At 44.5% G+C, this 26,225-nt stretch carries 21 protein-coding genes and 1 pseudogene; 13 read left to right on the plus strand and 9 right to left on the minus strand.

Features of this window, described 5'->3' with window-relative positions; genetic code table 11:
* Positions 1-43 precede the first annotated feature (43 nt).
* The 3 genes from ftsX to ftsY are packed head-to-tail and all read right to left on the minus strand — an operon-like array spanning position 44 to position 3,347.
* Positions 44-1,009 carry a permease-like cell division protein FtsX gene (gene ftsX, locus SWP_RS21305; protein WP_020914757.1) on the minus strand — a complete coding sequence of 322 codons (966 nt, stop codon included), beginning with the start codon at positions 1,007-1,009 and terminating at the stop codon, positions 44-46.
* 8 nt (positions 1,010-1,017) lie between these two features.
* Complete coding sequence (gene ftsE / locus SWP_RS21310) at positions 1,018-1,710, minus strand: cell division ATP-binding protein FtsE (protein ID WP_020914758.1); 693 nt, start codon at positions 1,708-1,710, stop codon at positions 1,018-1,020.
* Between the two features lie 50 nt (positions 1,711-1,760).
* Positions 1,761-3,347: a signal recognition particle-docking protein FtsY gene (gene ftsY, locus SWP_RS21315; RefSeq protein ID WP_020914759.1), complete on the minus strand. Its 1,587-nt coding sequence runs from the start codon at positions 3,345-3,347 to the stop codon at positions 1,761-1,763.
* 225 nt (positions 3,348-3,572) lie between these two features.
* Here ftsY and rsmD point away from each other — a divergent pair, with 225 nt between their 5' ends.
* Together rsmD and SWP_RS21325 are read left to right on the plus strand one after the other, a co-directional pair.
* Positions 3,573-4,178, plus strand: a complete 606-nt coding sequence (rsmD, locus tag SWP_RS21320) for a 16S rRNA (guanine(966)-N(2))-methyltransferase RsmD (RefSeq protein WP_020914760.1) — start codon at positions 3,573-3,575, stop codon at positions 4,176-4,178.
* Positions 4,178-4,456: a DUF1145 domain-containing protein gene (locus SWP_RS21325; RefSeq protein ID WP_020914761.1), complete on the plus strand. Its 279-nt coding sequence runs from the start codon at positions 4,178-4,180 to the stop codon at positions 4,454-4,456. Before rsmD ends, SWP_RS21325 begins: the two co-directional genes overlap by 1 nt.
* Before the next feature lie 1,202 nt (positions 4,457-5,658).
* Here SWP_RS21325 and SWP_RS21330 read toward each other — a convergent pair.
* Positions 5,659-6,225, minus strand: a complete 567-nt coding sequence (locus tag SWP_RS21330; RefSeq protein WP_020914762.1) for a NapC/NirT family cytochrome c — start codon at positions 6,223-6,225, stop codon at positions 5,659-5,661.
* A gap of 372 nt (positions 6,226-6,597) precedes the next feature.
* Between SWP_RS21330 and SWP_RS21335 the strand changes: the two genes are divergently transcribed.
* The 6 genes from SWP_RS21335 to SWP_RS21360 all read left to right on the plus strand — a co-directional run bounded on the left by SWP_RS21335 (position 6,598) and on the right by SWP_RS21360 (position 13,726).
* Positions 6,598-7,032, plus strand: a complete 435-nt coding sequence (locus SWP_RS21335; protein ID WP_020914763.1) for a hypothetical protein — start codon at positions 6,598-6,600, stop codon at positions 7,030-7,032.
* A 92-nt stretch (positions 7,033-7,124) separates the two neighbouring features.
* Positions 7,125-7,541, plus strand: coding sequence for a DUF2057 family protein (locus SWP_RS21340; protein ID WP_020914764.1), 417 nt, complete (start codon positions 7,125-7,127; stop codon positions 7,539-7,541).
* A 110-nt stretch (positions 7,542-7,651) separates the two neighbouring features.
* Entirely contained in the window at positions 7,652-8,068 is a 417-nt protein-coding gene (locus tag SWP_RS21345; RefSeq protein ID WP_020914765.1) for a hypothetical protein, read from the plus strand.
* A gap of 126 nt (positions 8,069-8,194) precedes the next feature.
* Positions 8,195-8,737, plus strand: a complete 543-nt coding sequence (locus SWP_RS21350) for a heavy metal-binding domain-containing protein (RefSeq protein ID WP_020914766.1) — start codon at positions 8,195-8,197, stop codon at positions 8,735-8,737.
* Positions 8,738-8,761: 24 nt separating this feature from the next.
* Positions 8,762-10,564, plus strand: a complete 1,803-nt coding sequence (locus SWP_RS21355) for an efflux RND transporter periplasmic adaptor subunit (protein ID WP_020914767.1) — start codon at positions 8,762-8,764, stop codon at positions 10,562-10,564.
* 12 nt (positions 10,565-10,576) lie between these two features.
* Positions 10,577-13,726: an efflux RND transporter permease subunit gene (locus SWP_RS21360; protein WP_020914768.1), complete on the plus strand. Its 3,150-nt coding sequence runs from the start codon at positions 10,577-10,579 to the stop codon at positions 13,724-13,726.
* Between the two features lie 64 nt (positions 13,727-13,790).
* On the opposite strand, the gene SWP_RS21365 is transcribed toward SWP_RS21360, so the two are convergent.
* On the minus strand, positions 13,791-14,573 hold the full coding sequence (locus tag SWP_RS21365; protein ID WP_020914769.1) for a VOC family protein: 783 nt from the start codon (positions 14,571-14,573) through the stop codon (positions 13,791-13,793).
* 223 nt (positions 14,574-14,796) lie between these two features.
* Here SWP_RS21365 and SWP_RS21370 point away from each other — a divergent pair, with 223 nt between their 5' ends.
* Positions 14,797-15,990 (plus strand): GGDEF domain-containing protein, encoded by a 1,194-nt coding sequence (locus SWP_RS21370; protein WP_020914770.1) that lies wholly within the window; start codon positions 14,797-14,799, stop codon positions 15,988-15,990.
* A gap of 48 nt (positions 15,991-16,038) precedes the next feature.
* Here the strand turns inward: SWP_RS21370 and SWP_RS21375 are convergent, their stop codons facing one another.
* Together SWP_RS21375 and SWP_RS21380 are read right to left on the minus strand one after the other, a co-directional pair.
* On the minus strand, positions 16,039-17,262 hold the full coding sequence (locus SWP_RS21375) for an HlyD family secretion protein (RefSeq protein WP_020914771.1): 1,224 nt from the start codon (positions 17,260-17,262) through the stop codon (positions 16,039-16,041).
* Positions 17,263-17,596, minus strand: a pseudogene (locus tag SWP_RS21380) (MFS transporter).
* Between the two features lie 135 nt (positions 17,597-17,731).
* On the opposite strand from SWP_RS21380, the gene SWP_RS21385 reads away from it, so the two are divergent.
* A complete protein-coding gene (locus SWP_RS21385; protein ID WP_044556162.1) occupies positions 17,732-18,754 on the plus strand; it encodes an AraC family transcriptional regulator in 1,023 nt (340 codons plus the stop codon).
* 319 nt (positions 18,755-19,073) lie between these two features.
* Here the strand turns inward: SWP_RS21385 and mtr are convergent, their stop codons facing one another.
* Together mtr and plsB are read right to left on the minus strand one after the other, a co-directional pair.
* Complete coding sequence (gene mtr / locus SWP_RS21390) at positions 19,074-20,330, minus strand: tryptophan permease (RefSeq protein ID WP_044556163.1); 1,257 nt, start codon at positions 20,328-20,330, stop codon at positions 19,074-19,076.
* A complete protein-coding gene (gene plsB / locus SWP_RS21395; protein WP_020914775.1) occupies positions 20,331-22,754 on the minus strand; it encodes a glycerol-3-phosphate 1-O-acyltransferase PlsB in 2,424 nt (807 codons plus the stop codon).
* 313 nt (positions 22,755-23,067) lie between these two features.
* On the opposite strand from plsB, the gene lexA reads away from it, so the two are divergent.
* The 3 genes from lexA (at position 23,068) to coxB (ending at position 26,219) form a co-directional block, all read left to right on the plus strand.
* Complete coding sequence (gene lexA / locus SWP_RS21400) at positions 23,068-23,688, plus strand: transcriptional repressor LexA (protein WP_020914776.1); 621 nt, start codon at positions 23,068-23,070, stop codon at positions 23,686-23,688.
* On the plus strand, positions 23,685-24,197 hold the full coding sequence (locus tag SWP_RS21405) for a cell division inhibitor SulA (protein ID WP_020914777.1): 513 nt from the start codon (positions 23,685-23,687) through the stop codon (positions 24,195-24,197). The genes lexA and SWP_RS21405 overlap by 4 nt, the downstream gene beginning before the upstream one ends.
* 444 nt (positions 24,198-24,641) lie before the next feature.
* Positions 24,642-26,219 carry a cytochrome c oxidase subunit II gene (coxB, locus tag SWP_RS21410; RefSeq protein ID WP_020914778.1) on the plus strand — a complete coding sequence of 526 codons (1,578 nt, stop codon included), beginning with the start codon at positions 24,642-24,644 and terminating at the stop codon, positions 26,217-26,219.
* Positions 26,220-26,225: the final 6 nt, after the last annotated feature.

A 26,225-nucleotide genomic window follows, 5' to 3' on the forward strand; every position in this document is an offset into this window, starting at 1 on the left:
AAATGAAGGATAGTTCATGTTTTTGACTAAAGGATGACAACCTTTAAGAGGGTTCGATGGCTCGTAAATGTTGCCTAACAGAAAGGTATGAACCCAGCCAACCAAGGAAGGACGCTAACAGTACTAACTGGCCCAGTTCAGTGATCGTCAATGATTCCATATGTAGCTGACTGCCATACAAACCGAGTAACTCTGCCAAGGCGGAGTCTAGGTACCATACCAGTAGATTAATGATCATCCATGCCAATACGCCACCAATGATGCCAAACCAAATTCCGGTATAAAGGAATGGCCGCTGAATAAAGGCTTCTGTCGCCCCAACGAGCTTCATGACCTCGATTTCGGTACGACGATTCATAATCGCGAGCCGAATCGTATTCCCAATGACCAGCACGACTGCTAACACAAGCAGTGCGGCTATCGCCAAAACGGTGCGTTCGAGTAGTCGCACCACAGCCTGTAAACGCTCAAGCCATTCTATGTCCAACCGGCCAAAGCTAACTTCAGCTTCTTGCTCAAGCTTTCTCAATAACTCTCTTGCCCCTTCTGGGCTGGAGTATTTCAGACTCGGAGTCACCATCACCACAGCTGGAAGAGGATTAGTATCTAAATAGGATAGCGCCTCACCAAAACCTGACAGTCGCTGGAACTCCTCTAACGCCTGCTCACGGTTAATGTAGTTCACCTCAGCCACTTCAGGATAGACTTTGAGGCGTGTGATTAAGCTTTGAATGCTCTTCTCGCTGCGACCTTCATCAACAAACAGTGAGATCTCTGCAGCACTGTTCCATGACTGCGTGATCGTTTCAGCGTTTTTGACTAGCACTTGCAGCGCCGCTGGTAGGCTAAGACTGACCCCTAGCACCGCCATTGTCATTACAGATGAAATAGGGTTACGCCACAACTCACCAAGACTTGCCATAGCATGCTGAATATGACGAATGAAGAACATCACTATTTGACCAGAGATGGGTAGTTTGCTGCGGGTTAACTGAGGTTGCTTATTCATCATCATTCTCAGTAGGCACTTAAGCTATCGGTGTGATCTAACTCTTGAGCGCCAAGCACACGACCCTGCTTAAGCGTTAAAGTGCGATATTTCATGCGCGCAATAAGCCCTAAATCATGGGTGGCGATGAGTACCGTAGTGCCTGAATCATTAAAGGTTTCAAATAAACGTAATATGTCCATCGACAACTTAGGATCTAAGTTACCCGTCGGCTCATCGGCTAATAGCAATGGCGGCTTATTCACAATCGCACGGGCAATACCGACACGTTGCTGCTCACCACCTGATAGCATAATAGGCTTATGACGCTCTTTGCCAAAAAGGCCAACCATATCCAGTGCGCCAGCCACACGCTTGCGGATCTCGCCATGGGAAAAGCCTTCAATGATTAACGGCAAAGCGACATTATCAAAGACCGTCTTTTCCATTAGCAGGTGATGATTTTGAAAAATCATGCCGATATCGCGACGCAGATAAGGTACCTGAGAGCGGCGAATTTTGGCTATATCATGGCCATTAATAGACACTTTCCCGCCATTAGCACGCTCTATTACAGTGATCAATTTGAGCAAGGTACTCTTACCAGCACCAGAGTGACCAGTAAGAAACGCCATTTCACCGCGTTTTAAATGAAAGCTCACATCCGAAAGGGCCTTCTGGCCACCGGGATAAACTTTGCTGACTTGCTCAAATCGAATCATTTTTTATTTCTTAGTCGTCGATATCGCTATTAAAGGTTTATAAGCTAACGTTATTTTGTCTCTGTGTCGTCCTTTGATTGACTAAATAGCGCTTCAATAAAGTCTTTGGCATCAAATGTACGAAGATCGTCAATCTGCTCACCTACGCCGATATGACGAATAGGGATACCAAATTTATCTGCAATAGCAAAAATAACACCACCTTTTGCGGTACCGTCTAATTTGCTAATGGTAATACCGGTCACGCCAACCGCTTCTTGGAAAAGCTGTGCTTGGCTAATGGCATTCTGGCCAGTGCTCGCATCCAGTGTCAGCATCACTTCGTGTGGCGCAGACTCATCTTGTTTTTTCATCACTCGAACGACTTTCTTTAGCTCGTCCATCAAATGTGCTTTGTTTTGCAATCGGCCTGCGGTGTCTGCTATCAACACATCGGCTTTACGCGCTTTGGCAGCTTGTAATGCATCAAACAATACAGAAGCACTATCGGCGCCAGTGTGCTGTGCTATCACAGGGATATCATTTCGTTGACCCCAAACTTGCAACTGCTCAACCGCAGCAGCTCGGAAGGTATCCCCCGCAGCAAGCATCACTGACTTACCTTGTGCTTGATATTGCTTGGCGAGTTTACCGATAGTGGTGGTTTTACCTACACCATTAACACCCACCATCAAAATAACAAATGGGCCATCGGCATTTTCTGGGATAAGTGGCACTGAGACAGGATCTAGCGTCTTTTGCATCTCATCGCGCATCAGATCATAGAGCGCTTCACCATCTTTAAGCTGTTTACGGCTGGCTTGTTCAGTTAAATTTTTAATCAAACGGGTCGTGGTTTCTACGCCAACATCAGCAATCAGCAATTGCTCCTCTAGCTCTTCGAACAGATCGTCATCAATCTTCTTACCGCTAAAGATCCCAACAAAACCGCTACCGATACTTTCACTAGTGCGCTTTAAGCCACGCTTAAGTCGAGCAAACAACCCCTCTTTTACTGGTTTAGCTTGAGGTTCTGGTTGTTGCTCTTCAGCTGCTGTTTGTTCAGCTTGTTCGCTCGCAATTCTTTCTGCTTCTGCCTGCTCAGCGGCAAGGCGTTCTGCTTCAGCTTGAGTGGCTTGTTCATTAGCCACTCTTTCTGCTTCTGCCTGCTCGGCGGCAAGGCGTTCAGCTTCAGCAGCTTGCTCACTAGCCACTCTTTCTGCCTCTGCCTGCTCAGCGGCAAGGCGTTCAGCTTCGGCTTGAGCGGCTTGCTCACTAGCCACTCTTTCTGCTTCTGCCTGCTCAGCGGCAAGGCGCTCAGCTTCGGCTTGAGCGGCTTGCTCACTAGCCACTCTTTCTGCTTCTGCCTGCTCAGCGGCAAGGCGCTCAGCTTCGGCTTGAGCGGCTTGCTCACTAGCCACTCTTTCTGCTTCTGCTTGCTCAGCGGCAAGACGTTCAGCTTCGGCTTGAGCGGCTTGTTCATTAGCAATTTTTTCAGCTTCTACCTGCTCAGCGGCTACACGTTCGGCGTCAACATGCGCCGTATCAACCTGCTCAGTTTCTGCTGGAGTAGAAACATTCAACTCCGCTTCGACTTCTTGCGATTGCTCTTTAGATTTATCTTTGCGGAACCAGGAAAAAAAACCTTTCTTTGCCATGTGTTTTACCGATGCTCAAATAACTGTACATAAATACGTTAGGGTGGAGGACGTTATATCAAAAACAAGTCAAGATTACGCTGATTAAAACAACAAAAGTGCAACCGAACTACAGCCAAACGACGGCTTGTTACCTTTTAGCTGTGCTTTGATATAAAATAACGACCTTAAATCAGACGCTATAGTCTACCACTTTCTGCCACAAGGCAAAATCACGAGGACACCATGGTCAAAAAAAGACCCTCAAGCGGCCAAGTCAGGATCATCTCTGGCCAGTGGCGATCGCGCAAATTGCCTATTCACGATCTTGAAGGTCTGCGCCCCACGACCGACCGCGTGCGTGAAACCCTGTTTAACTGGATAGCTAATGACGTGCGTGGTGCGCGAGTATTAGATTGCTTTGGCGGCAGTGGCGCGCTCAGTTTGGAATCTTTATCACGTTATGCGGCTTATGCCAGAGTCTTTGAACTGCAACCTCAAGCTGCTAAGCAACTAGTTGAAAACCTAGCCACATTAAAATGTAACGATGCTGACGTGATTAAGGGAGACAGCCTGAAACTGTTAGCTAATTCTCCAGAAAAAGGCTTCGACATCGTGTTTGTGGATCCGCCTTTTAGAAAGTCACTCGCTGATAAAAGCATACAGCTACTAGCTCAACAACAGTGGTTACTGCCTGATGCACTGATTTATGTTGAAACAGAAGCTGAACTAACACTGCTTGAGGTACCTGCAAGCTGGACACTGCTGAAAGAAAAATCAGCAGGACAAGTGATCTACCGCCTATATCAGTACTGTCCACTTGAACAAGATAATACCGAGGAAGACCTCTGATGAAATGGGTTTTAATAGCCGGTAAGTTGGCGACCGCTTTTGCTTGGTTGATGATGTTCTATAACCTAGTTGCACCGTTTGAAGGCAATATCGCAGTCATTTTAAATATCCTGCTAGCTGTCACAGTGTTTATGCACTGCTTTCAAACTATTATTTTTCATACTTTGTTCAATCAACTGCTACCGTTAAAGAAAGTGGATTACCTACAGGTGTTTATGTTTGGTGTATTTAGCCTGCTGCAATACCGCCAACAAGTTTTAGATAAGCAAAAAAGCTAAAACAGATAGTCCTCGATAATAACTGCGAACCCGCTTACATCAGCACTTCGCCAACAGTAAACCAAAGAAAACAAAACGAGTTATGCCTTCTTTGGTTTGCTGTTTTAGCTCTAACCTGTCTTTCCTTACTTGGCTGTTTCTATTTTTCCGCCTTCTCCCAATCAGTATAAGAAGTTGATCTACTGAGAATTTTTTATCGAACTCATTCAAGGCAGGCTAATTCAAAGTGAGTAATAACCAAAAATACTCCTAACAGGCGAGTGTTAGCGGCTTTGATGCTGCACTAGTGAACTTGAACCTAGTTTAATTATGTCCTTCATTCATTGCTAACCACATGGCCTAAGCATGTTCCTGACATGCTTAGGCATTCTCTCCATCTCTGGAGGTCAAATGTGGTGAATATAATTAATGCACGACTTTATGGATATACCCATCCGACCTGAAATGCAGGATTCAGTGGGATGGGTATATAGGAAGTAGAGTAACGCAGGAGCAGTTACCGAGGAGTATTTAATGACCTTACCTCAAAGCGGCTAAACTCTCGCTGAACGATTAATACCAATTGCATTAAAAGTTTGACCATTCAGCGTGAATTCAAAACGCTGCAGGCAAGTAGTGGGATTTGAGCTAATAGTTATTCTCGGCTCTGGCATCCTGCTTCGCTCTCGATAATTGCTCCTGCATAATTCTACCTTCGACCATCCTTGGTCTCGTACCTCCTAAATCTGACCGCCAAGGAGGGCCGGAATGTCTTATTTTGTATGGAACAAAATAGACCATTTAGTCGTATATCCAAATCCCATAGCGAAGCATACAGCGTTTTGCCAATTTGTTTAACCTCAGCCGCACTACGTGAGCCCCTCAGTCTTTCCACTTCTGCTTTGCATTGGCTTAAAAGGGAATAACCATTTCTTTACCAATGCGTTTTGAATTGAAAAGACTGAGGGGCTCTGAACTGCTCAAATACTTAATGCAAATTGGTATAAATCTTTATACTGATTGGTATTACTCATTAATATTAGCTCTAAGCGTTTTTCGCCTCAGCTGTAATCACCTCTTAACCTTGGCTTTAACCAGCTTATCCGTCTCAGTAGTATCCCGCTATACATCAGCCACAAAAAAGCCCCATGTTCACAATGAACACGGGGCTTTTAGTTAGCTACGAGCGTCTCATCCCGCTCGCAGCTAGAGGACGTTGCTAGTTACTTACCCTTTGGGTAAACGTGAGCAACACCTTTATGACAGTCGACACAAGTCTTACGCTTGTCTTCGTCTTTCTTGAAGTTGTTAGCGTGCATTCTCTTCGCCATCTTCTTCATTGTATCAGGCTGGTTCTCGTAGATACGAGTGTGACAGTGCTGACAGTTAGCTGAATCGTTAGCTTTAAAGTACTTAAGTGCTAGGTCAGCTTGCTCTTTACGGTTTTCATCCAACCACTCTTGAGTGTTGAAACCGTCGATAGTTAGGTAACCGTATAGGTCTTTAGATACGATGATTTTCTTAACTAAGTACTTAACTGGGTTGTGCGGTAAGTGACAGTCTTGACACTGAACAGTTACACCAGCGCGACCTCCGCCGTGAGCAGAAGCAAGTACTTCATCTTTCAATGAGTGATTGCTATGACAGCTCATACAGAACTCATCTGTACTTGTCGCATGTAAAGTTTGTTGTGTAGCAAAATAACCAACTACACCGACTACGATACCGACGACTAGTAATGCCAGAATCGAAATTTTTGCGCTGGGTTTAAAAAGTGCTCGCCAGTTCATCACACATCTCCAAAGTTTAATTTTTATATCGATGTAAGTTTTACTTCATCGCTATTTATGCGGCTTATTATAAACCAATTATTACTCATTGATCTGGAACTAAAAGCGTAAAATGAGACATGGCTCTAACTCTCTCATCAGAATCAAAACTTGTTCAATATATATGCGCTTTTACTAAAGTTAGCTTAAAGCCATGCCCACCGCAAGGATTTAGCACTATCAGGTTGATAAGGCCGTAATTAAGCAAATTCATTTATTTTTTTTTAGATCTCAAATTGAATTAAATATTTAAAAAAATATTAATCATTTGAAACTATTTCCTCAAAAGGTGGGTCTATCTGATTACAACATATTAATTCGCACAGGTTGAACATGTACAAACGGTTTGCATATTTAGCATTACTCATCTCACTGGTAGGGCAATTTTTGCTTTCACCAGCGATGGCAATGCCTAAATTTTTGCACGCCAGCTCCCATGCTCAACAAGAAGTTAAGCAACAGATAACGAAGCAGCCAATGGCAGCGATGCGTTTCGACGCCAAAGAACACCACAGACAAGATTCAGCTAACTGTGATAATAGTCTTGCCGCTTTGAATACCGCTATGGTCGACTGCGATACATTGTGTGAAATATTAGGGGCGGGAGGTTGTGTAGCGCACTGTTTATATACTCCAGCTATTATCGAACAAAGCCAACTTAATCTCACCCCTCCTGCGGTAGGGCAAAGCCTACAAACTGTATTTTGGGCTCCTCAAACTGCAGAGCAATCTCTGATTAACCCGCCGCCTATCTCGCTCCACGTTTAACCTCAAATACTCGTTTTAAGTAAGCAATATCTCATTAGTATTTATTCCATCGGCAATGAGCCCATGGTTATTGGTTTTATTTGGAGTTTAATATGAAAAAATTTATCAGCGTTATCGCACTTTCAATAGCTAGCTTTAGCAGCATGGCAGCCTCAGTTTCGTTTCCAGAGTCACTTGAAGTTATCGGAGTGAATGGCTTAAACAATGTAGATAGCCGTTATCTGCAATTGGAAAATGGGCAGAACTTAATTGAACTACAGTATAGAGACTTGTTTGAATCTAATGCGGAGGATTCAAGCTGGGTACGTTCTGAGCCTTTATATCTCTATATTGACTTACAAACTGCGGCTAACTATAAAGCAATCACTCCTAAGATCCTTTCTGAAGAGGATGCTTATCAGTTTATTAACTCACCTTATATTAAGCTCACCGATGAAGGCGGTAGCGAAAAACAAGTGGCCTTAATGACTCACAGCCAGTTGATGACTAAGCTTTTATTGTCAAAGTAAATCCTGTTAAATAGGATTATTATCACATTGATAGAGTCGTTTTGTGAACTTTATCAATGTGTCACTTCATTGCTGTGTTAGACTAAAAACGTTCACCACTTGGGATTATCATGCTTAGCATACTTCGCCGTCATACATTACTAACCATTACGCTGCTCGCATTGCTGAGTCAGCTATTGTTAGCTAATGGTTCTTTGATGGTGCCGAATGCCATGGCAGAAGAGATGCCAATGATGAACATGCAAGATGGGGCTGAATGCCACCAAATGCAAATGGATAGCGATACTCATTGCTGTGATGCCGACGAGAATATGCAAATGCTTCCCGGCAACTCAAAGCATTGCTGTAACGGCAAAGGATCCTGCCTGAGTGATTGCAACCATTGCTTGGTTATTTCAGTAACAGGTACTCTGTTTAGTGTGTTGTCATGGCCTGGCAATAACACCACCGATATTGTAACGGCCACTCCTATGCCTCATTTCCACTCTATCTCATTGCCACAAGATTTAAGACCACCAATAGCCTAGTCTGAGACTCCCCGTCTCTGTATTTTAAAAACGCTATTTATTCTTATTAAGCAATTATTTATGCCGTTAATTGTCCGGTGCGCTAGCACTTACAGCATTCGGCCATCTCTTTGATGGAGTTGATTTATGAAAACCTTTATTAGCATGGTATTAACTACCTTTTTATTTTTAACCTGGGCACCGTCGGTATCCGCTCATGCGCATGATCATGGCGCAGAGCAAAGCCAAAGTTACGCTTGCCCAATGCACCCAGAAGTAACAGGCGCTAAAGGCGACTCATGCCCTAAATGCGGCATGGATTTACAAGTAGTAAAAGCTGCTGGACATCAATGTGACTCATGCCCAAATAAGGGTAAAGGCGAACATCATAAGATGACTGCTGACACTCACGCATGTCCAATGAATCCGGCTATTACTGGCAAAGCGGGTGATAGCTGTCCGAAATGTGGCATGGAGCTACAAGCCAAAAACGCCGAAGCTAAAAGCTGCGACTCATGCCCACACAAGGGTAAAGGCGAACATCATAAGATGACTGCCGATACTCATGCGTGTCCAATGAATCCTGCGATTACTGGTAAAGAGGGTGATAGCTGCCCTAAGTGCGGTATGGATCTAATGCCTATTGCGAAAAGCGATAACGCAGATAAAAAGAATCACATGCATCACTAATAGCTAGGGTGGAGATAAGGCATTATGAGTTTATTTAAAGTAAAAAAATTTCGTAACAATGCAGTTTGTGCTCTGGGATTATTGGTTGCTGCGGCGCCAATGGCAGGTTATAGCCAAACACTTGAACAAAAACAATCACAGCCAGCAGTAAAAAGTGAGCAAACTGATGCGCACTACTACTGTCCCATGCATCCTGAAGAAACGAGCCACGAACCAGGCCGTTGTCCCAAATGCAATATGTTCCTCGTTAAAGATGAGCAAGCAGAAGCCCCCTCAGCCGAAGAGCAAGCCGTTACGGCAGTAAATAAAGACTATTACTGCCCCATGCATCCTGAAGTAACCAGTCACCAACCTGGTCGCTGCCCTAAATGCAATATGTTCCTCGTTAAAGATGAGCAAGCAGGCGACCCCTCTATCGAAGAGCAAACCGTTACGGCAGCAAATAAAGACTATTACTGCCCCATGCATCCTGAAGTGACCAGTCACCAACCTGGTCGCTGTCCTAAATGTAATATGTTCCTCGTTAAGGAAGAGGAGGAAGAGAATCAAATAGACGAACATGCAGGACACAATCACTCAGCAACAGAGCTCACAAACCAATCAGAGCCACAGAGCAAAGCTGATCAGGTATTAAGTCAGCCCAAACCGACATTAATACCTGCTGAGAAAAGCAGTGGTGAAGGCAATATAAAATATGTCTGTCCTATGCATCCCCATGTGGTTTCAGACGTCCCAGGCACTTGCCCTATCTGCGGCATGAATCTGGAAAAAGTGACCATAGGCGGCGTTGGTGAAGAAGTCGTCGTTGGTGTGTCAGGTGGCATGCAACAAGCACTAGGTATGCGCAGTGAGCAAGTCACTAAGGGCACATTGTGGAAGCTGGTCAAAACCATAGGCACGGTTGAGTACAATGAAAATACCATAGGTCATGCTCACACCCGAGTCAGCGGCTGGCTGGAAACCTTAATGGTGCACACAGTAGGTCAACGAGTGAAAAAAGGGCAACTGCTTTATGAACTGTATTCACCAGAGCTGGTTAACGCCCAGGACGATTACATGCAGGCGATGGATTATCTCAAGCAAGATAAAGTCCGTGGCGCCGGACTACTGCGAAAAGCCCGTTTACGCCTCGAACTGCTAGGCGTTAGCTCCGATACCATCAAGCAATTAGAACGCACAGGCGAAACTATTTATCGGGTCCCCTATTATGCCGATCAAGATGGTTTTGTCAGTCAGCTATCGGTTCGCCATGGTATGTATGTTGAGCCCGGGAACACCCTTTTTGAAATCGTCGACTTAAGTAGTGTATGGGTCATTGCTGATGTGTTTGAAAACGAACAAAGCTGGCTCGAACAAGGCCGCCCTGTTGAGGTAACCTCAGCGGCACAAGGCCTGTTCGATTTGGATTCAACCATTGACTATATCTACCCTGAACTCGATCCCGTTTCGCGCGCGATGCGAGTCCGCGTAAAGCTAGACAACCCAGGAAAGCTGCTTAAGCCGGGGACATTAGTTGATGTGAAACTCTTTGGTGGTCCTAAGCAAGACGTCTTGTCGATCCCAACAGAAGCGTTAATTCTTACTGGCCGAGAAAACAGAGTGGTGGTGCAGCGTGATGACAATAAGTTTGCCTCAGTCTCAGTCAAGGTCGGCATGATAGCTCAGGGGAAAGCTGAGATCACCGAAGGCTTAAAAGCTGGCGATAAAGTGATTGTATCAGGCCAGTTCTTGCTTGATTCAGAGGCGAGTATTCAAGGCAGCTTACAGCGCCTAAGTGGTAGCAACAGCAGTGAAAAAGCTGCTAGCGATCCACATGCAAACCACTAATCGGAGGCTATCATGTTAGAGAAAATTATTAGCGCTTCGATTAAACAACGTGTAATGGTGTTAGTACTGACTGCTGTTATCGCCTTAATCGGCTATCAAGCCATGCGCATGACACCACTAGATGCGCTACCAGACTTATCTGATGTGCAGGTGATTGTAAAAACCTCCTATCCAGGGCAAGCACCACAACTGGTTGAAGATCAAATCACCTACCCGTTATCGACAGCGATGCTGGCGGTACCCGGTGCAAAAACAGTACGCGGCTTCTCCATGTTTGGAGACTCCTATGTATACATCATTTTTGAAGATGGCACCGACATCTATTGGGCGCGCTCGAGAGTGCTAGAGTACCTATCGCAAACCCAAGGACAGCTACCAGCAAGTGTCACTCCGACACTTGGGCCTGATGCGTCGGGAGTGGGCTGGGTATTCCAGTACGCTCTCGTTGATCGCAAGGGGCAGCATGATTTAGCCCAGCTACGCTCATTGCAAGACTGGTTCTTAAAACTTGAGCTGCAAAGTGTCGAGGGCGTGTCTGAAATTGCCACAATCGGCGGTATGGAACAGTCCTACCAGATCATTGTCGATCCGCATAAATTAGCTCTGTATCAAATTGATTTGATGACAGTTAAAAATGCATTAGATAACTCCAATAGCTCAACCGGTGGCTCTGTCATCGAGATGGCAGAAGCTGAGTATATGATCACTTCTGCAGGTTATCGCCAAACCTTGGCCGATTTTGAGGAGATCCCACTTGGCATCGTCTCTGAATCAGGTATACCAGTGTTGATGAAGGACGTTGCACAGCTACGCACCGGCCCAGCTGCGCGTAGAGGTATAGCCGAGTTAGATGGTGAGGGTGAAGTCGTCGGTGGTATTGTGGTGATGCGCTATGGCGAGAATGCCCTTGCTACCATCAATAACGTTAAAGAGAAGCTAAAGCAGATCGAGAATGGCTTGCCCGATGGGGTTGAGTTAGTGATCACTTACGATCGCTCTGAGCTTATCCTTAATTCAGTCGATAACCTCAAACATAAAGTATTGGAAGAGATGTTAGTGGTCGGCATTATCTGCCTGATTTTCCTACTACATGCCCGCTCTACATTGGTAGCAATCATCTCTCTGCCAATCTCTATTCTGATAAGCTTTATTGTGATGAATCTTATTGGGGTTAATGCCAATATTATGAGTCTTGGGGGGATAGCGATTGCAATCGGCGCCGTCGTTGATGCCGCCATTGTAATGGTGGAAAACACCCACAAACACCTAGAGCATTATCGGGAAAAACATAACGGTGCCGTCCCCACTGGTGATGCACACTGGGAGTTAGTTCGTAAAGCATCTGTTGAGGTTGGGCCGGCACTATTTTTCAGTCTGCTGATCATCACCTTAAGCTTTGTCCCCGTATTTGCACTGGAAGCGCAAGAGGGTCGTCTATTCCATCCACTGGCATTTACCAAAACATTTGCTATGGCAGCAAGTGCGATACTGGCGATCACCTTGATCCCAGTATTAATGGGGTACTTTGTACGTGGCAAGATCCCTGACGAAAGGAAAAATCCTATCAGTCGAGTGTTAATTGCCATCTATGAGCCACTGTTACGCTTAGTGTTACGCTTCCCAAAAATCACCATTTTACTGGCGATCATTGCCTTGGGCAGCGCAACCTACCCGATGACAAAGATGGGCAGTGAGTTTATGCCTGAACTTGAAGAGGGCGATCTACTTTACATGCCAACCACCTTGCCAAGTGTAAGTGCAGGTAAGGCGGCGGAGATTTTGCAGCAAACCGATAGGCTCATAAAAACAGTACCTGAAGTTAAGCGTGTATTTGGTAAGGTCGGCCGCGCAATGACAGCAACCGATCCTGCCCCACTGACCATGCTAGAGACAACCATCATGCTCAATCCACGAGAGACTTGGCGTGAAGGGATGACTTTAGAGGGGATCATTAGCGAACTGCAGAAAACCGTAAAAGTCCCTGGAATGACTAATGCGTGGGTTCAGCCGATCAAGACCCGTATCGACATGCTATCAACGGGTGTAAGAACCCCGGTTGGCATCAAGATCTCTGGCGCCGATATTGATGAACTACAGCGAATTGGCACTGAGATTGAGGCGGTAGTCAGTAAGCTTCCAGGAACTGCGTCAGCATTTGCCCAACGAACCAGTGGTGGGCGTTACATCGATATTGAGCCTGATCTTAAAAATGCGGCTCGTTACGGTATGACACTCAAAGATATTCAAGACGTGGTACAGATGGCGATTGGTGGAATGCAGGTAGGTCAGTCAATTCAAGGACAAGAGCGCTATCCAATCAACATCCGTTATCCGCGCGAGTTACGTGACAGCCTTGAGAAACTTCAAGAGTTACCCGTACTGACAAAGACTGGAAAATATTTACCCTTAGGAAATCTGGCCAGCATCACCGTTAGCGACGGTGCGCCAATGCTTGCCAGTGAGAATGGCCGATTGATCAGTTGGGTGTTTGTTGACTTAGAAAACACCTCAATTGGCGAGTACATTGCAACGGCAAGGGCGGCGCTCGATAAAGAGATCCAGTTACCAGCACGTTATAGCTATAGCTTTGCCGGTCAATATGAGTATATGCAACGGGTTGAGGCTAAAATGAAACTCGTAGTTCCGCTGATGCTAGCCGTTATTTTCATGCTATTAATGATGACTTTCAGCTCATTCATTCAAGCTTCGGTCATCATGCTTAGCTTGCCATTCTCGCTTGTGGGTAGCGCCTGGTTGCTGTACTTCTTAGACTTCAATTTTTCGGTTGCCGTCTCGGTCGGTATGATCGCACTCGCGGGTGTGGCAGCAGAGTTTGGCGTGGTGATGCAGGTTTATCTGAACAACAGCATCAAAGATCGTAAACAAGCTGGCAATTACAATAATCGTAACGACTTAAGCGAAGCATTAATCCATGGCGCCGTGATGCGTATTCGCCCTAAAGCGATGACAGTTGCTACGATTTTCTTTGGCTTGTTACCGATTATGTGGGGCAGCGGTACGGGTAATGAAGTGATGCAGAAAATTGCAGCGCCGATGGTCGGCGGTATGGTCACCGCGCCAATATTGTCGTTGTTTGTGATACCCGCAATCTACTTACTGATCTATGGTAGGAAACTAAACAAAGGAAACAACGAAAATTAGCTTTTCTGCTTATAGCTATAGAAGCACAGTTAATCACTGTGCTTCTTTTTAATAGAATAAACGTCTAGCTATTCATTCTCAGTTCTATGATCGAAAAAACGGCACCGGCTGGATCATTCACAACGGCAAAGCGACCGACATTGGCAATATCGGTTGGTGGAACGCATACAGCCCCCCCAAGCTCTGCCAATTTTGCCGCTTTAGCATCGCAATCATCAACAGTAAAATAACTCATCCAGTGAGCTGGCATATCACCCCACTCAGCTGTCATTTTCATCATGCCGCCAATATCTTGAGTACCTACCTGCCATTCTGTGTACTCAATATTTTCCATATCAGCCTTACGAGAACCCCAACCCAATATATGACTATAAAATGACTTAGCGTCCTTTGTTTTTCTGCAAGCGAGTTCAACCCAGCATAACGTCCCCGCCTCTGCGGCTCTCCTTGCTCCAATATGATTTTTAGCCTGCCATAAGGCAAACTTAGCCCCCTCTAAATCTCTAATGACTGCCATACTCCCAGCCTCACCAACATCGTGTGGGCCAAGTACAATTGTGCCACCAGCCCCTGTGACATCAATTAAACTATTTTCTAGGTTTTCTACGGCAAAGTAGATTAGCCAATGACTTTTATCACCCGCAGTGATCATCTCGTCAGGCAGCTGATACATCGCACCTAAATCATCGCCTTCCAAGTTAAACATACTGTATGTGCCTTGTGGGATCGGCATATCGACAATATCCCAATTAAATAAAGCATGATAAAACTGCTTGCTGACCGCAACATCTACAGATTCCAACTCAACCCAGCAGGGCTGCCCTTGGAAATATTGATCAATTTTCATAGCCAGTCCTAATCCCCGACTGCGGGGTAATTAACAATGAACTGAGTTAAGACCTTATTTCAATCCCTGTCCAATCTTTGTCTTATAAAATGCCTCTTTAATATTTGCCCTTCCAACGAATCAATTGACCCGCTTGCAAATCGAAAAGAGTAAAACTACAACTTATGTAGTACCCGCCACTATCGACTATAATATTGTTCATCTAACATCAGGGAAGAGATCAGTGTCTGCATTAACACGTAGTTTTCGCTATATTTTTGTACCTGTAATGATGACATTTATCTGTATTGCAGCGACTCAACTCTTTGCCTATAAATGGCAGCTTTGGTTGCCCACTATTAATGAGCTGCCCTACTACCTGTATCCTATTGTTGCGGTCTTAGCGCTTCAATTCAATTACGCTAGGCTAAGCTTTCTATCCGTACTCCTATTAATTTATTACCTATATGAACAAGGTCTTTTACCTGAACTCACTTCAATAGAAGACCTGAGAGACCATATATTTTTATCTGGTACGCTAGTCATCGCATTTTTTTCAATCAATAAAGACAGGGCTATTCTCTCTACCCATACAATAAAGACCTTTGTAAGCATCGCCTTTTGTGTTGTCCTTGGGTTTGCATGGCTATTTCTTATTACACAGTTAAGCGCGCCAACAACGCCTGAACTACCGCCAGCATTCAACTTACTTGCTGCGATATACGTCCCTGTTGGGGTTTCGAGTATTGTGGTGTGTATTTATGCAACCTGGCGTAAAACTGCCATCGACTCTATGATGGTAGTGACTCTGTTTATATGGCTATTCTACTACTATTACCCTAGTGAACTGCCTCTTTCTATACTGCTATGTATGTTGGCAGTTACTTATCTATGCGCAATTTTAAGTGAGTCATACCATCTAGCCTATCGAGATGATTTAACAGGGCTATCTTCTCGACGTGCACTCAATACCATGGCACTTTCGCTCAATAGCCACTACAGCGTTGCAATGGTAGATATTGATCATTTCAAAAGCTTTAACGATACCTATGGTCATGACGTGGGAGATCAAGTACTGCAGCTGATTGCTAGCAAACTAACGAAGGTGAAAGGAAGTGGCAAAGTATACCGCTACGGTGGAGAGGAGTTTACGATCGTATTCCCCAATAGAGATGTTGAATTTGTGCTTCCTTATCTTAACGAGCTCAGATGTATAATTCGCGATTATGATATTGTACTCAGAAATGAACATCGTAAAACAAGCAATAAATCTAGCCGTAACACCCAAGAAGATAACCTAAGTACTACAGTGAATGTCACTATCTCTATCGGTGTTGCAGAGCACCATGGACAGCTGACATTTGCTCAAACCCTAAAGTTAGCCGATAAAGCCTTATACATAGCCAAAAAGAACGGTAGAAATCGCGTTTTTGCTTAAATTAAGTGTCACGCTAGTAGCCTTTAACTGCTAGCGTGACACTACAAACTATATAGAGTAAAAATAGTAGATCTGCGACTTCATCCGAATCACAATGCCACGAATAACATCCAGAAAGGCCAAAAATTCAATTGGCTTAGCACCCGAGATCCATGCCAGTCCAACCGAGCCCACAGGAATGTCATAATCATCAGCTTCTGTCAGTTTTAGCCTAACAAAGTGGTGCTTATTGTTAAGGTTTTGACCCGTTGTTTGCCTAACATTATCATCCAATGCGACTAAACGTCCTTGAGACTCCCCTGTTGCCTCAATAATCCCTTCCACTTCAGCACTAAAGACTTTTCCTGGGTAGACAGCCGAAGCAAATTCGGCCATTTGCCCAATTTTCACATTTCTAATGGCTTGATGGTTCACACGCATCAATACATATTTTTCATTGGTGTACATCTGCATGCGCGGCGCAACTCCCACATACTGACCTTCACGCATAATAAAATTTGTCACGTAGCCATCCGTGGGAGCGAATACCTTAGTGTTATCCAGATTCCACTGAGCTTGTGCGACATTCTCATGTTCAGTATTTAAATCTGATTGACGGCTTTTGACAGCGAGGCGCGACTTCTTAATATTGAGCAGCGCTGTATTTTCTGCCATCTGTGCTTTTTCTATTTGAGTAGAATAGGTACTCACTTGCGCCTTCGCGAGATCGACTGCAGTCTGCTGTTCATCTAACAAGCTCTTAGTGACGGTATCGGGGACAACTCGGTTCTGTTCAATATAGCGAGCGAGTGTTTTCTCTTTCCAAGCTAAATCTTTGCTCGCTGCGCTAAGCTGATTTTCACTAATACTGACATCGGCAATCGAAACATCATGTTGCTTTAGAGCCAATTTAACATCTTCATCAGCCAAAAAGAGATTCACTTGTGCCGTCTCTTTTGCCACAAGGGCTTTATTCAAAGCTATCTGATAAGGCTCTGCATCTAAATCATAAATTAACTGTCCAGCCTCAACCTGCTGGTTAGGTTTGATATAAATGTTTTCAACTTTGCCTCGTATCTGACTATTGGCAGGGCGAAGCTGAATATGAGGTGATTGCACCAAGGAGCCGCCAGATAGATCCATCGGCGTGTAGTTAAGCAGCCCGACCCAAACAAACATAAGCCAGCCAGTGCCCCCTAAATAAGCAAAGCTCTTACTATAGATATTCCAAGGCATACCGACTAAACGAAGCAGATAGATGAATAATGCCCATACAGCTAATCCTTCCAGCATTTATCGCTCCTCTTTCATCATGTTTTGCTCAGTTGCTGTTTCTTTCTCACGCCAGATATCTCTGACTCGGCGTAAAGCCTTATCACTATCAACAAATGCAACAATCACTGCGATCACCCACACCCAGTGCCAAACAAAGCCTATCCAGGTGAGCGCAGTAATGAGTCCTATCTGTTGATGTTGTTTCTTATGAGCTTGGTTAATGGGAAGCTCATGAATTTTCCAGAAACCAAAAACAGCAGCAGCAATAGTCAACACCATCACGACTGCGGCGACACCATGTAAAGCGGTATCAACCCCTGTATCGACATAATGGCATACTGAACAAACTCATAGGGAAATCTCACAACTGTGTATCGGCTGTGTAGTTTGCCTTTTTTGCCTTAGAGAACAATACAAGTGACACATAGATATCAATAAACCATGATTTATGATTCAATTAGCACACTTCCCCAATAGGTATCGCATCATGTTACTCAATACAGCCTTTATTCGCTCTTGCTATCTTTCGCCTGTATTTAAGGGGGTAGAAGCACACTACGGCTTAACGCCAGACACCCTTAAACTGCCGCAATTATTGCAGCAAGATCCAATGATGCTGATCCCTTTTACGGAAGTGTCACTCTGGTTAGAGCAGATTGAGCGACTGACTGGCGATGCTGACTATATGATGAAAATTCAGCAACATCTGACGTTATCTAGCCTTAAGGTTCCCGGCAATTGGTTTCTGAACGCACCAGACTTAGCAATATCATTTAGGCGTATTAATCATGGGGTAGCTAGCTTTCAGTCTGGCGCCAGTTATTACGCCCAACAATCAGGAAGAATATTGAAATGGTGTTACAGCAACTCTTTTGTCAAAGATCGAGCAAGAGCCCACGATTCATTGCGAGTGGCCCTGACATTATTTAACGCTATCAAGCACTATGCCGGAGATAACCACAGCCTCTTAAAGGTTCGTCTAAGTGGATCACCGATTAATCAGTCAGAAACCGAGGCCTTATTTGGCTGTGCTATTTCCTGGAATGCCCCCCAAACTGAGCTTTGGTTAGATATCGATGACCTTTTAGCATCCAATGGTGATTTTACTTATGTGCCAGAGCCTCTAAAAACTTCAATTCCCCTGTCGCAGCTTGAAAACTATCTCAATATGCCCCAGCCCACAGATACGCCAAAGGTACTTTACGAGATGGTAAACTATTCGCGTTGTTACGGTTTTCCCAATGTCGATACGGTTGCCGAACTTTTTGGGATCTCACGGCAGCAACTACAAAGACGCTTACAAAAACTGGGCTTTAGCTTTACCTATCTATCTGGGTATATTCTGTGTAATCAAGCAATCAAGTACATGCTGGAGGGAAAAGAACCAACCGAGATTGCATCACTATTAGGTTACGCTAATGCCCATAGCTTTAGCCGCTCTTTTGCCCGCTTTCGTCAACAAACACCAACTCAGTATTTGAAAAATCTAAAAAACAAAAAGCCTCTTTAAGAAGAGGCTTTTTGTTAATCGTTTCGAGTAGCAGTAATACCAATTGCATTAAGTATTTGGCCAGTTCAGAGCCCCTCAGTCTTTTCAATTCAAAGCGCATTGGTAAAGAAATGGTTATTCCCTTTTAAGCCAATGCAAAGCAGAAGTGGAAAGACTGAGGGGCTCACGTAGTGCGGCTGAGGTTAAACAAATTGGCAAACGCTGTATGCTTCGCTATGGGATTTGGATATAGAATAACTATTAGCTCAAATTCCACTACTTGCCTACAGCGTTTTGAATTCCCGCTGAATGGTCAAACTTTTAATGCAATTGGTATAACTTACCCGTATACAGGCAAAATCCCGGCCATTGCCAACAGGTGACAAGCTCCAGTGACAATACCAAAGACAATCACTATGACAACTAAAGGAGTACCACCTGGCACTCTAAAACCTTTACTTTCAGCAAAAATCTTACGTGACTTATAAGCCATCATAGCAGGCACTATTGCAGCCCAAATGGTAGCCGCTAATGCAGCAAAACCAATCGCAATTAGAAAGCCATTCGGGAATAAAATACCTAAAATAGTCGGTGGAATAAATGTTACTGCTGCTGTTTTTAAGCGACCTTGGCGAGATTCATCAAAACCAAACAGATCCGCAAGGTAATCAAATAAACCTAAGGTCACTCCTAAGAAAGATGAAGCCACAGCCAAGTTAGCGAATAGGGTTAACATGGTGTTTAACCAGTTACTAGCGATCACCTCAGACAATGCGCCGACCAATACGCCCATATTACCGCCTTGAGCAATGATATCGACAAATTGACTACGAGGAATATTACCCATAGTGGCAACTAACCAGCAGCTATAAATGACTAAGGCAATAAAGGTACCGATGAACAAAGCCTTGATAATGGTCTTTGGTTGGTTACCGTAATACTTCACCAAACTAGGCACATTACCGTGGTAACCAAAGCTGGCTAAACCAAATGGCAGTGCAGCCAATAGATATGGCGCATAGCTCGTTTCGCCATCAGGCACAAACAGCTTAGTAGTATCAACATCTATCAATAGATTACCGACGGCCAAGAAGAAGGTAATGATCATACCGCCAAGCATAATAGTGGTGATTCTATCTACGGCTTTAGTGCTGATGATAACGATGGTGGCCAATACCGCAGCGAACACCAATCCGGCAATACTTTGCGGTAAGCTAATACCAATACCTTCTAGACTGTGATTGACTATCGAGCTGCCGCCACTAATGTAAGCGTAGGTCAATATATACAATACAAAGGCAATCGATAATCCATTGACGATACGCCAAAATTGGCCGAGTGTGGTTTTAGTAAGAGTGTCAAAACTAGAACCAGGTTCAAAATGAAGATTAGTCTCTAGCAACATCAAGCCAGACACCAACATGCAAAACCATATGCCTAGTAACATTAACATCGAGTAGCCAAACCACATGCCTGCGCCCACTACAGGTAAGGAGAACATGCCCGCGCCAACGGTCGTGCCCGCAATAATCATTGCGCCGCCTAATAGTGATTTTCCTTCGGCCTTGTTTTTGGCCGCATTCATATGATTTGCCATTTAATCTTTTTGCTCCGCATTAACGCTATCAACAATCGTCTGTCTAACTGATGAACGCAGCAGCAAGTTAGCTCTATCTTTTATTCGCTTGATATCACTACAGCCTTCGCTATCGGTTAGATGACCTAACTCTTTTAATTTAACGCTTAGCGTAGCGTATAGCTTCTTGTCGTAGAACTCTGGTGCAGTAATACCGTGAAGTGCTCCCAGCCTTTGTGCCAGGCGATGGCTATCGCGCTCTAACTCAGAGCGCTCCATGTTAGGCTTCACCGCTAACAAGTTAAATAAGATAGCATAACGTTGCATAGTTTCGTCGATGGTGCCAGACAGCAATAGCAACTGATTCACTTTATCATCGGCAACTTCAAAATGACCATTTTCAATCACCAGCCCCTGCGCAACAAAGATATCTAAGATGCTATCTGCGTAGACCTTAGGATCTTCAATACCCATAAATAGTTCGGCTTGAAGCAACGGATAAAAGTCATTAACCACACAAACAACATCATCACGAGTGCAACGCTCTTTACGCAATAAACAGGCTGCGATCAGTGATGGCACCACCAATAGATGAATGATGTTATTACGATAATAAGTCATAGTGATCGCGATACTGTCATCAATGGAGATAATATCGCCAAGCGCATCACTTTCAATTTGAACCTTCTTCAGCTCAAGACCTTGAGAAACCAGATCTTTACCACTCCCCTCTGGGACTGAGGTGTACTCGGTATAAGGCAGCTCTTTTAGCAATGTAAGATAAAGGTCAAGTTGCTTTTCAAGCTGACTACGCTCTAGTGCATTTTGCTCTGATGCCAGTAATACCAAGCTCGTTAGCGTCACTGAACTGACTGCTGCCGCATCATTAATATTAGTCATCACTTGGCTAGCTAACGTATTCACAGCTGGCGTTAGCCAAGTTGGCTTTTGCTCAGGATCTTGGGCGATATCTTCACGCCAATTAGGCACTTCATCATTTAAGAAGTTGTGCAGCGTTATTGGCTTACCAAAGTTCACATAACCTTGGCCAAAGTTACCTAGCTTACGAATTGCACCAAATACCTGCCAGACAGATTCTTTCTTTTTCTTTTTACCGCTTAACTCTTTATGGTAAGTAGCCACTTCCATCACATGGTCATAACCCAAGTAAACGGGCACTAGTGTTACAGGGCGTTCAACACCACGCAAAACGCTATTAAGCGTCATCGCAATCATGCCTGTTTTAGGCGCCAATAAACGACCTGTACGTGAGCGTCCACCTTCAGTGAAGTACTCAACCGAATAACCTTTAGTAAATAGCTGATCTAAATACTCACGGAATACAGCGGTATAAAGCTTATTACCACGGAAACTACGACGGATAAAGAATGCGCCGCCACGACGGAACATTGGCCCTGCAGGCCAGAAGTTAAGATTAATACCAGCAGCAATATGCGGCGGCACCATACCTTGATAATAGAGAATATATGAGATTAACAAGTAGTCCATGTGACTACGGTGACACGGCACATAAACTATTTCATGGCCATCATGGTGTAGCTGACGGATCTGCTCCGCACCTTTGATGTTGATTCCTTTATAAAGCTTATTCCACAGCCAAGTTAGAAAACGCTCGGCTATACGTACCAAGCTGTCTGAGTAGTCAGCTGCGACTTCATCAAGATATTCCATTGCTTTGGCACGAGCTTCAGTTTCTGAAATTTTCTTGCTGGCCGCTTCCTCTTTTATCGCCTTAGTAATCGAATCAGATTTAAGCAAAGCATGGAAAAGTGCTTGTCTCTTAGGGAGCTGAGGGCCGGTCATCACTTTACGTTGGCGCTGAAAGTGAACTCGAGCTACGCGCGCTAGTTTTTGGGCGATACGCTTATCTGTACCGTGTTCATCCGCCATATAGCGCAATGACACCGCGTTAGAAAACTGGACGAAGTTATGACGACCAAGAAATAGGATCATCAAACACTTACGTAACCAAGTTGGATTTTGACGTTCCAAAACCGCCGCGCGCATAGTGTCATCTTCTTTACCTGGGGTGCGTCCCCAGTAAAGGCTGACCGGTACCAATTGAATATCTAATTCAGCATTTTGCTTATGCACACTCAACAGACGTTTAAAACAGTGTAGATACTGCTCAGCACTTTCCCGCTCGCCAAATAGAGGTTTGCTACCTTCAAGGCAAACAACACGCGGCGCACTCACGCCATTGACCTCTAAGTCATCATAAGGGCTTGGAAGTCCTAGCGTCCCGGTCATTTCACTTAAAGCCGCGATGTCACTCACGGATTCTGTTTTCATGACATATACGAGTGGCTTGCTTGGATCGAGATTGAGATCATCAAAAGGATCATGAGGTACCACAATAGTGTGTACCAACTTTTTCTGGATCCAGCGTAAAGATTTAAACCAAAGAGAGTCTTTTTTCGACATGATTCGCTTGCAGTGTTAGTCGCTTCTAATAACCCCGTAGAATACCAGAATTTTCGACGATTTGTGCAATTGCTTTACAATCCGCACCTGAAGTTACTGTGTATTTATAGAACAATGACTTAGTTGCAGTTAAGTGTATTAGCTCTAGAGTCGAATGATTCCCCCATCCAGTCTGCCGTCGCACAGCCCAACATTTAAAGCAACGGCATATAAATGTAAATTTAACTTATGCTTACATTAATTTGGTTAATACTTGCACTGATTAAATTACTGTATATACTAACAGGTACTGTATAGAAAAACAGGTTCAACCATGAGACCACTTACACCGCGCCAAGCAGAAATTTTAGAGTTGATTAAACGAAACATTTCAGACACAGGTATGCCACCGACTCGTGCTGAAATAGCGAGACGTTTAGGCTTTAAGTCTGCCAATGCCGCTGAAGAGCATTTAAAAGCACTGGCTAAAAAGGGGTGTATTGAGATCATACCGGGAACCTCTAGAGGTATTCGGCTCACTCAAGAGGAACCGGAAGAGGTCGAACTCGGCTTACCTTTAATTGGTCAAGTTGCTGCAGGTGAGCCGATCCTCGCCCAAGAGCATGTTGAACAACACTATAAAGTTGACCCTGCCATGTTCCGCCCTTCTGCTGATTTTCTACTGCGAGTCCGAGGTGACAGTATGAAGGATATTGGCATACTCGAAGGTGATCTATTAGCCGTGCATAAAAGTCAGCAAGCACGTAACGGCCAAGTAGTCGTTGCTCGAGTGGAAGATGACGTAACCGTTAAGCGCTTTGAAAAGAAAGGTAATAAGGTCTTTCTACATGCTGAAAATGAAGAATATTCACCAATAGAAGTAGATCTAGCGAACCAGAGCTTAAGCATTGAAGGGCTAGCAGTTGGCGTGATCCGCAATGGAGATTGGCAATGAACAAATTATTAGGTGTTAGCCCTCGTCACCCTGGTCTTTGGCAAGATATTCCAGCCTCTACCATGACGAAAAAAGCAGTTGTAGATATAGAAACGATGGTATCTCACACTCAAGGGCGCAATGAGCTAACAAAGATTAGCGCTCAGTTGGCTCAATTGAGTCAGCAGGGGCGCTGGATCGTATTGATTAGCCCACCTAATATTGGTTATAAGCAAATGCTAGCATCGGCTGGTGTGCGCATGGATAGAATTTTATTGGTGCATGCTAAAGATGAAATCGAAACTCTTTGGGCAATGGAAAAAGCGCTAACAAGCGGCACATCGAGTGCGGTAATTACTTGGGCAAATAGCCTAGATGCGCGCGATAATAGACGCTTACAGTTAGTGGCCAAAAGTGCACAAGCATTAGGTATAGTGATTGAAAATGCGAACGCTCACTTACCTGATAGCGCAATAAACACACAGGATGATAGGTGTAATCAAGGCTCTTTATTTAGTTCAATGCATTAAGCAGTTATTTCTATTACAGTTCTAAGCTCTCTCCATGAGAGCTTTTTTATTTCACTTATGAGTGAAATTAGTCAAAAAGTGATCTTGATCAATATTTCAACACCAAGTAGGGTAGGAACTGATAACAACGATATTTTTGTTATATCCGAGCGATTTAGTCGTCGGTCTTTATGTACGGACTGTAGATCCTTTTAGAGTATATGAAGACTGAGATCGGCCTGATATATTTCAGCCGTAGGTGCCAAAGTGGTTACACTAACCAGTAGATAGATACTGGAAATTACAAAAGTCATATCGATAGTCGACACATAATATAACGACACGATAGACACGCCACTCGTGCACTTTGAAGTCATCGTTGCTTTTTTGGGAACTGAAGAGTTTACATAGAGCAGAGACTTACTGTGTGACTCTTCTTTGTCTTGTTGACAGAGGAGAAGTCTAGTGAAGCAATTGTTGTATTGTGTGTTGGCGCTAATATTTACGCCTGCACTTTTTGCATCAGAAATGCCACTTAATATGACAGAAGGCGTGACGGCGATCAGTGAACAGGTTTATAGCCTTCACATGATCATCCTTTACATCTGTTGTGCTATTGGCTTAGTTGTTTTTGGCGTGATGATTTATGCCATGATCAACCACCGCAAATCAAAAGGCGCAGTCGCCGCCAACTTTCATGAAAGTACTAAAGTCGAAATATTATGGACTGTAGTGCCTTTTATTATTCTTATCATCATGGCTATTCCGGCAACCAAAACACTCATAGCCATGGAAGATCCAAGCGATGCAGACCTAACTATTAAAATTACGGGTTCGCAGTGGAAGTGGCATTACAGCTACTTTAATCAAGATGTAGAGTTTTACAGCTTAATGTCTACCCCACGAGCGCAGATAGAAGGCACCGAAGCTAAAGGTGAGCACTATTTACTGGAGGTTGATAAGCCCCTGGTATTGCCCATTAATCGCAAAGTCCGCTTTTTAATGACCTCGGAAGACGTTATTCACTCTTGGTGGGTACCGGCTTTTGCAGTTAAGAAGGATGCTAACCCAGGCTTTATCAATGAAGCCTGGACCAAGATAGATAAACCAGGTGTATACCGTGGTCAATGTGCTGAGTTATGCGGTAAGGACCATGGATTTATGCCCATTGTGGTGGAAGCACTATCGGAAGCTGACTTCGATAACTGGCTTATCGCTCAAAAACAAGCTGCTAATAATGCTGAAGCAGCAGCTCAAGCAGCACTTTCTAAAACCTTGACCATGGATGAGCTGATGACTCAAGGGGAGCAGATATACATGGCTCGCTGTGCCGCATGTCATCAACCTAATGGTGCAGGCTTACCCGGCGTGTTCCCATCGCTTATTGGTAGTCCGATGATTAAAGGCCCAGTTGCAGACCATATTGATATCGTGGTTAACGGCAAACCAGGCACTGCGATGCAAGCTTTTGCCAAGCAGCTAACCGCTACAGAGATTGCTGCAGTGGTCACCTTTGAGCGTAATGCTTGGGGCAATAACTCCGGCGACTCGGTTCAAGCCGCAGATGTTAGCTCAGATGATGCTAACCCTGCTGTCTCGGGCGCTTCTACTGCGGTACCAGTGACATTACCCGCAGAACTCCCAGCCGCAGCCGCAGACCCAGCAACATCGACAGTCACGGAGACTGTAAGTGAAACTGTTGAGGATGTTAAGGCTGCGGTGCTAGATGACTTGAGCATGGATGAACTAATGACCATGGGTGAGAAAGTATACATGATCAAGTGTGTCGCCTGTCATCAAGCGGCAGGCACTGGACTGCCTGGCGCTTTCCCCTCCTTAGTTAATAGTCCCATCATTACCGGACCTGTTACCGAGCATTTAGATATTGTGATCAATGGTAAAGCTGGCACAGCAATGCAAGGCTTTAGCTCGCAGCTTACACCGCAGGAATTAGCCGCAGTTATAACTTATGAGCGCAATGCATGGGGTAATGACTCCGGTGATGCGGTGCAGGCTTCTGATGTTGATGGCCACGGAAAGTAAGGGATT

Source organism: Shewanella piezotolerans WP3, from assembly GCF_000014885.1.
Classification (GTDB): Bacteria; Pseudomonadota; Gammaproteobacteria; order Enterobacterales; family Shewanellaceae; genus Shewanella; species Shewanella piezotolerans.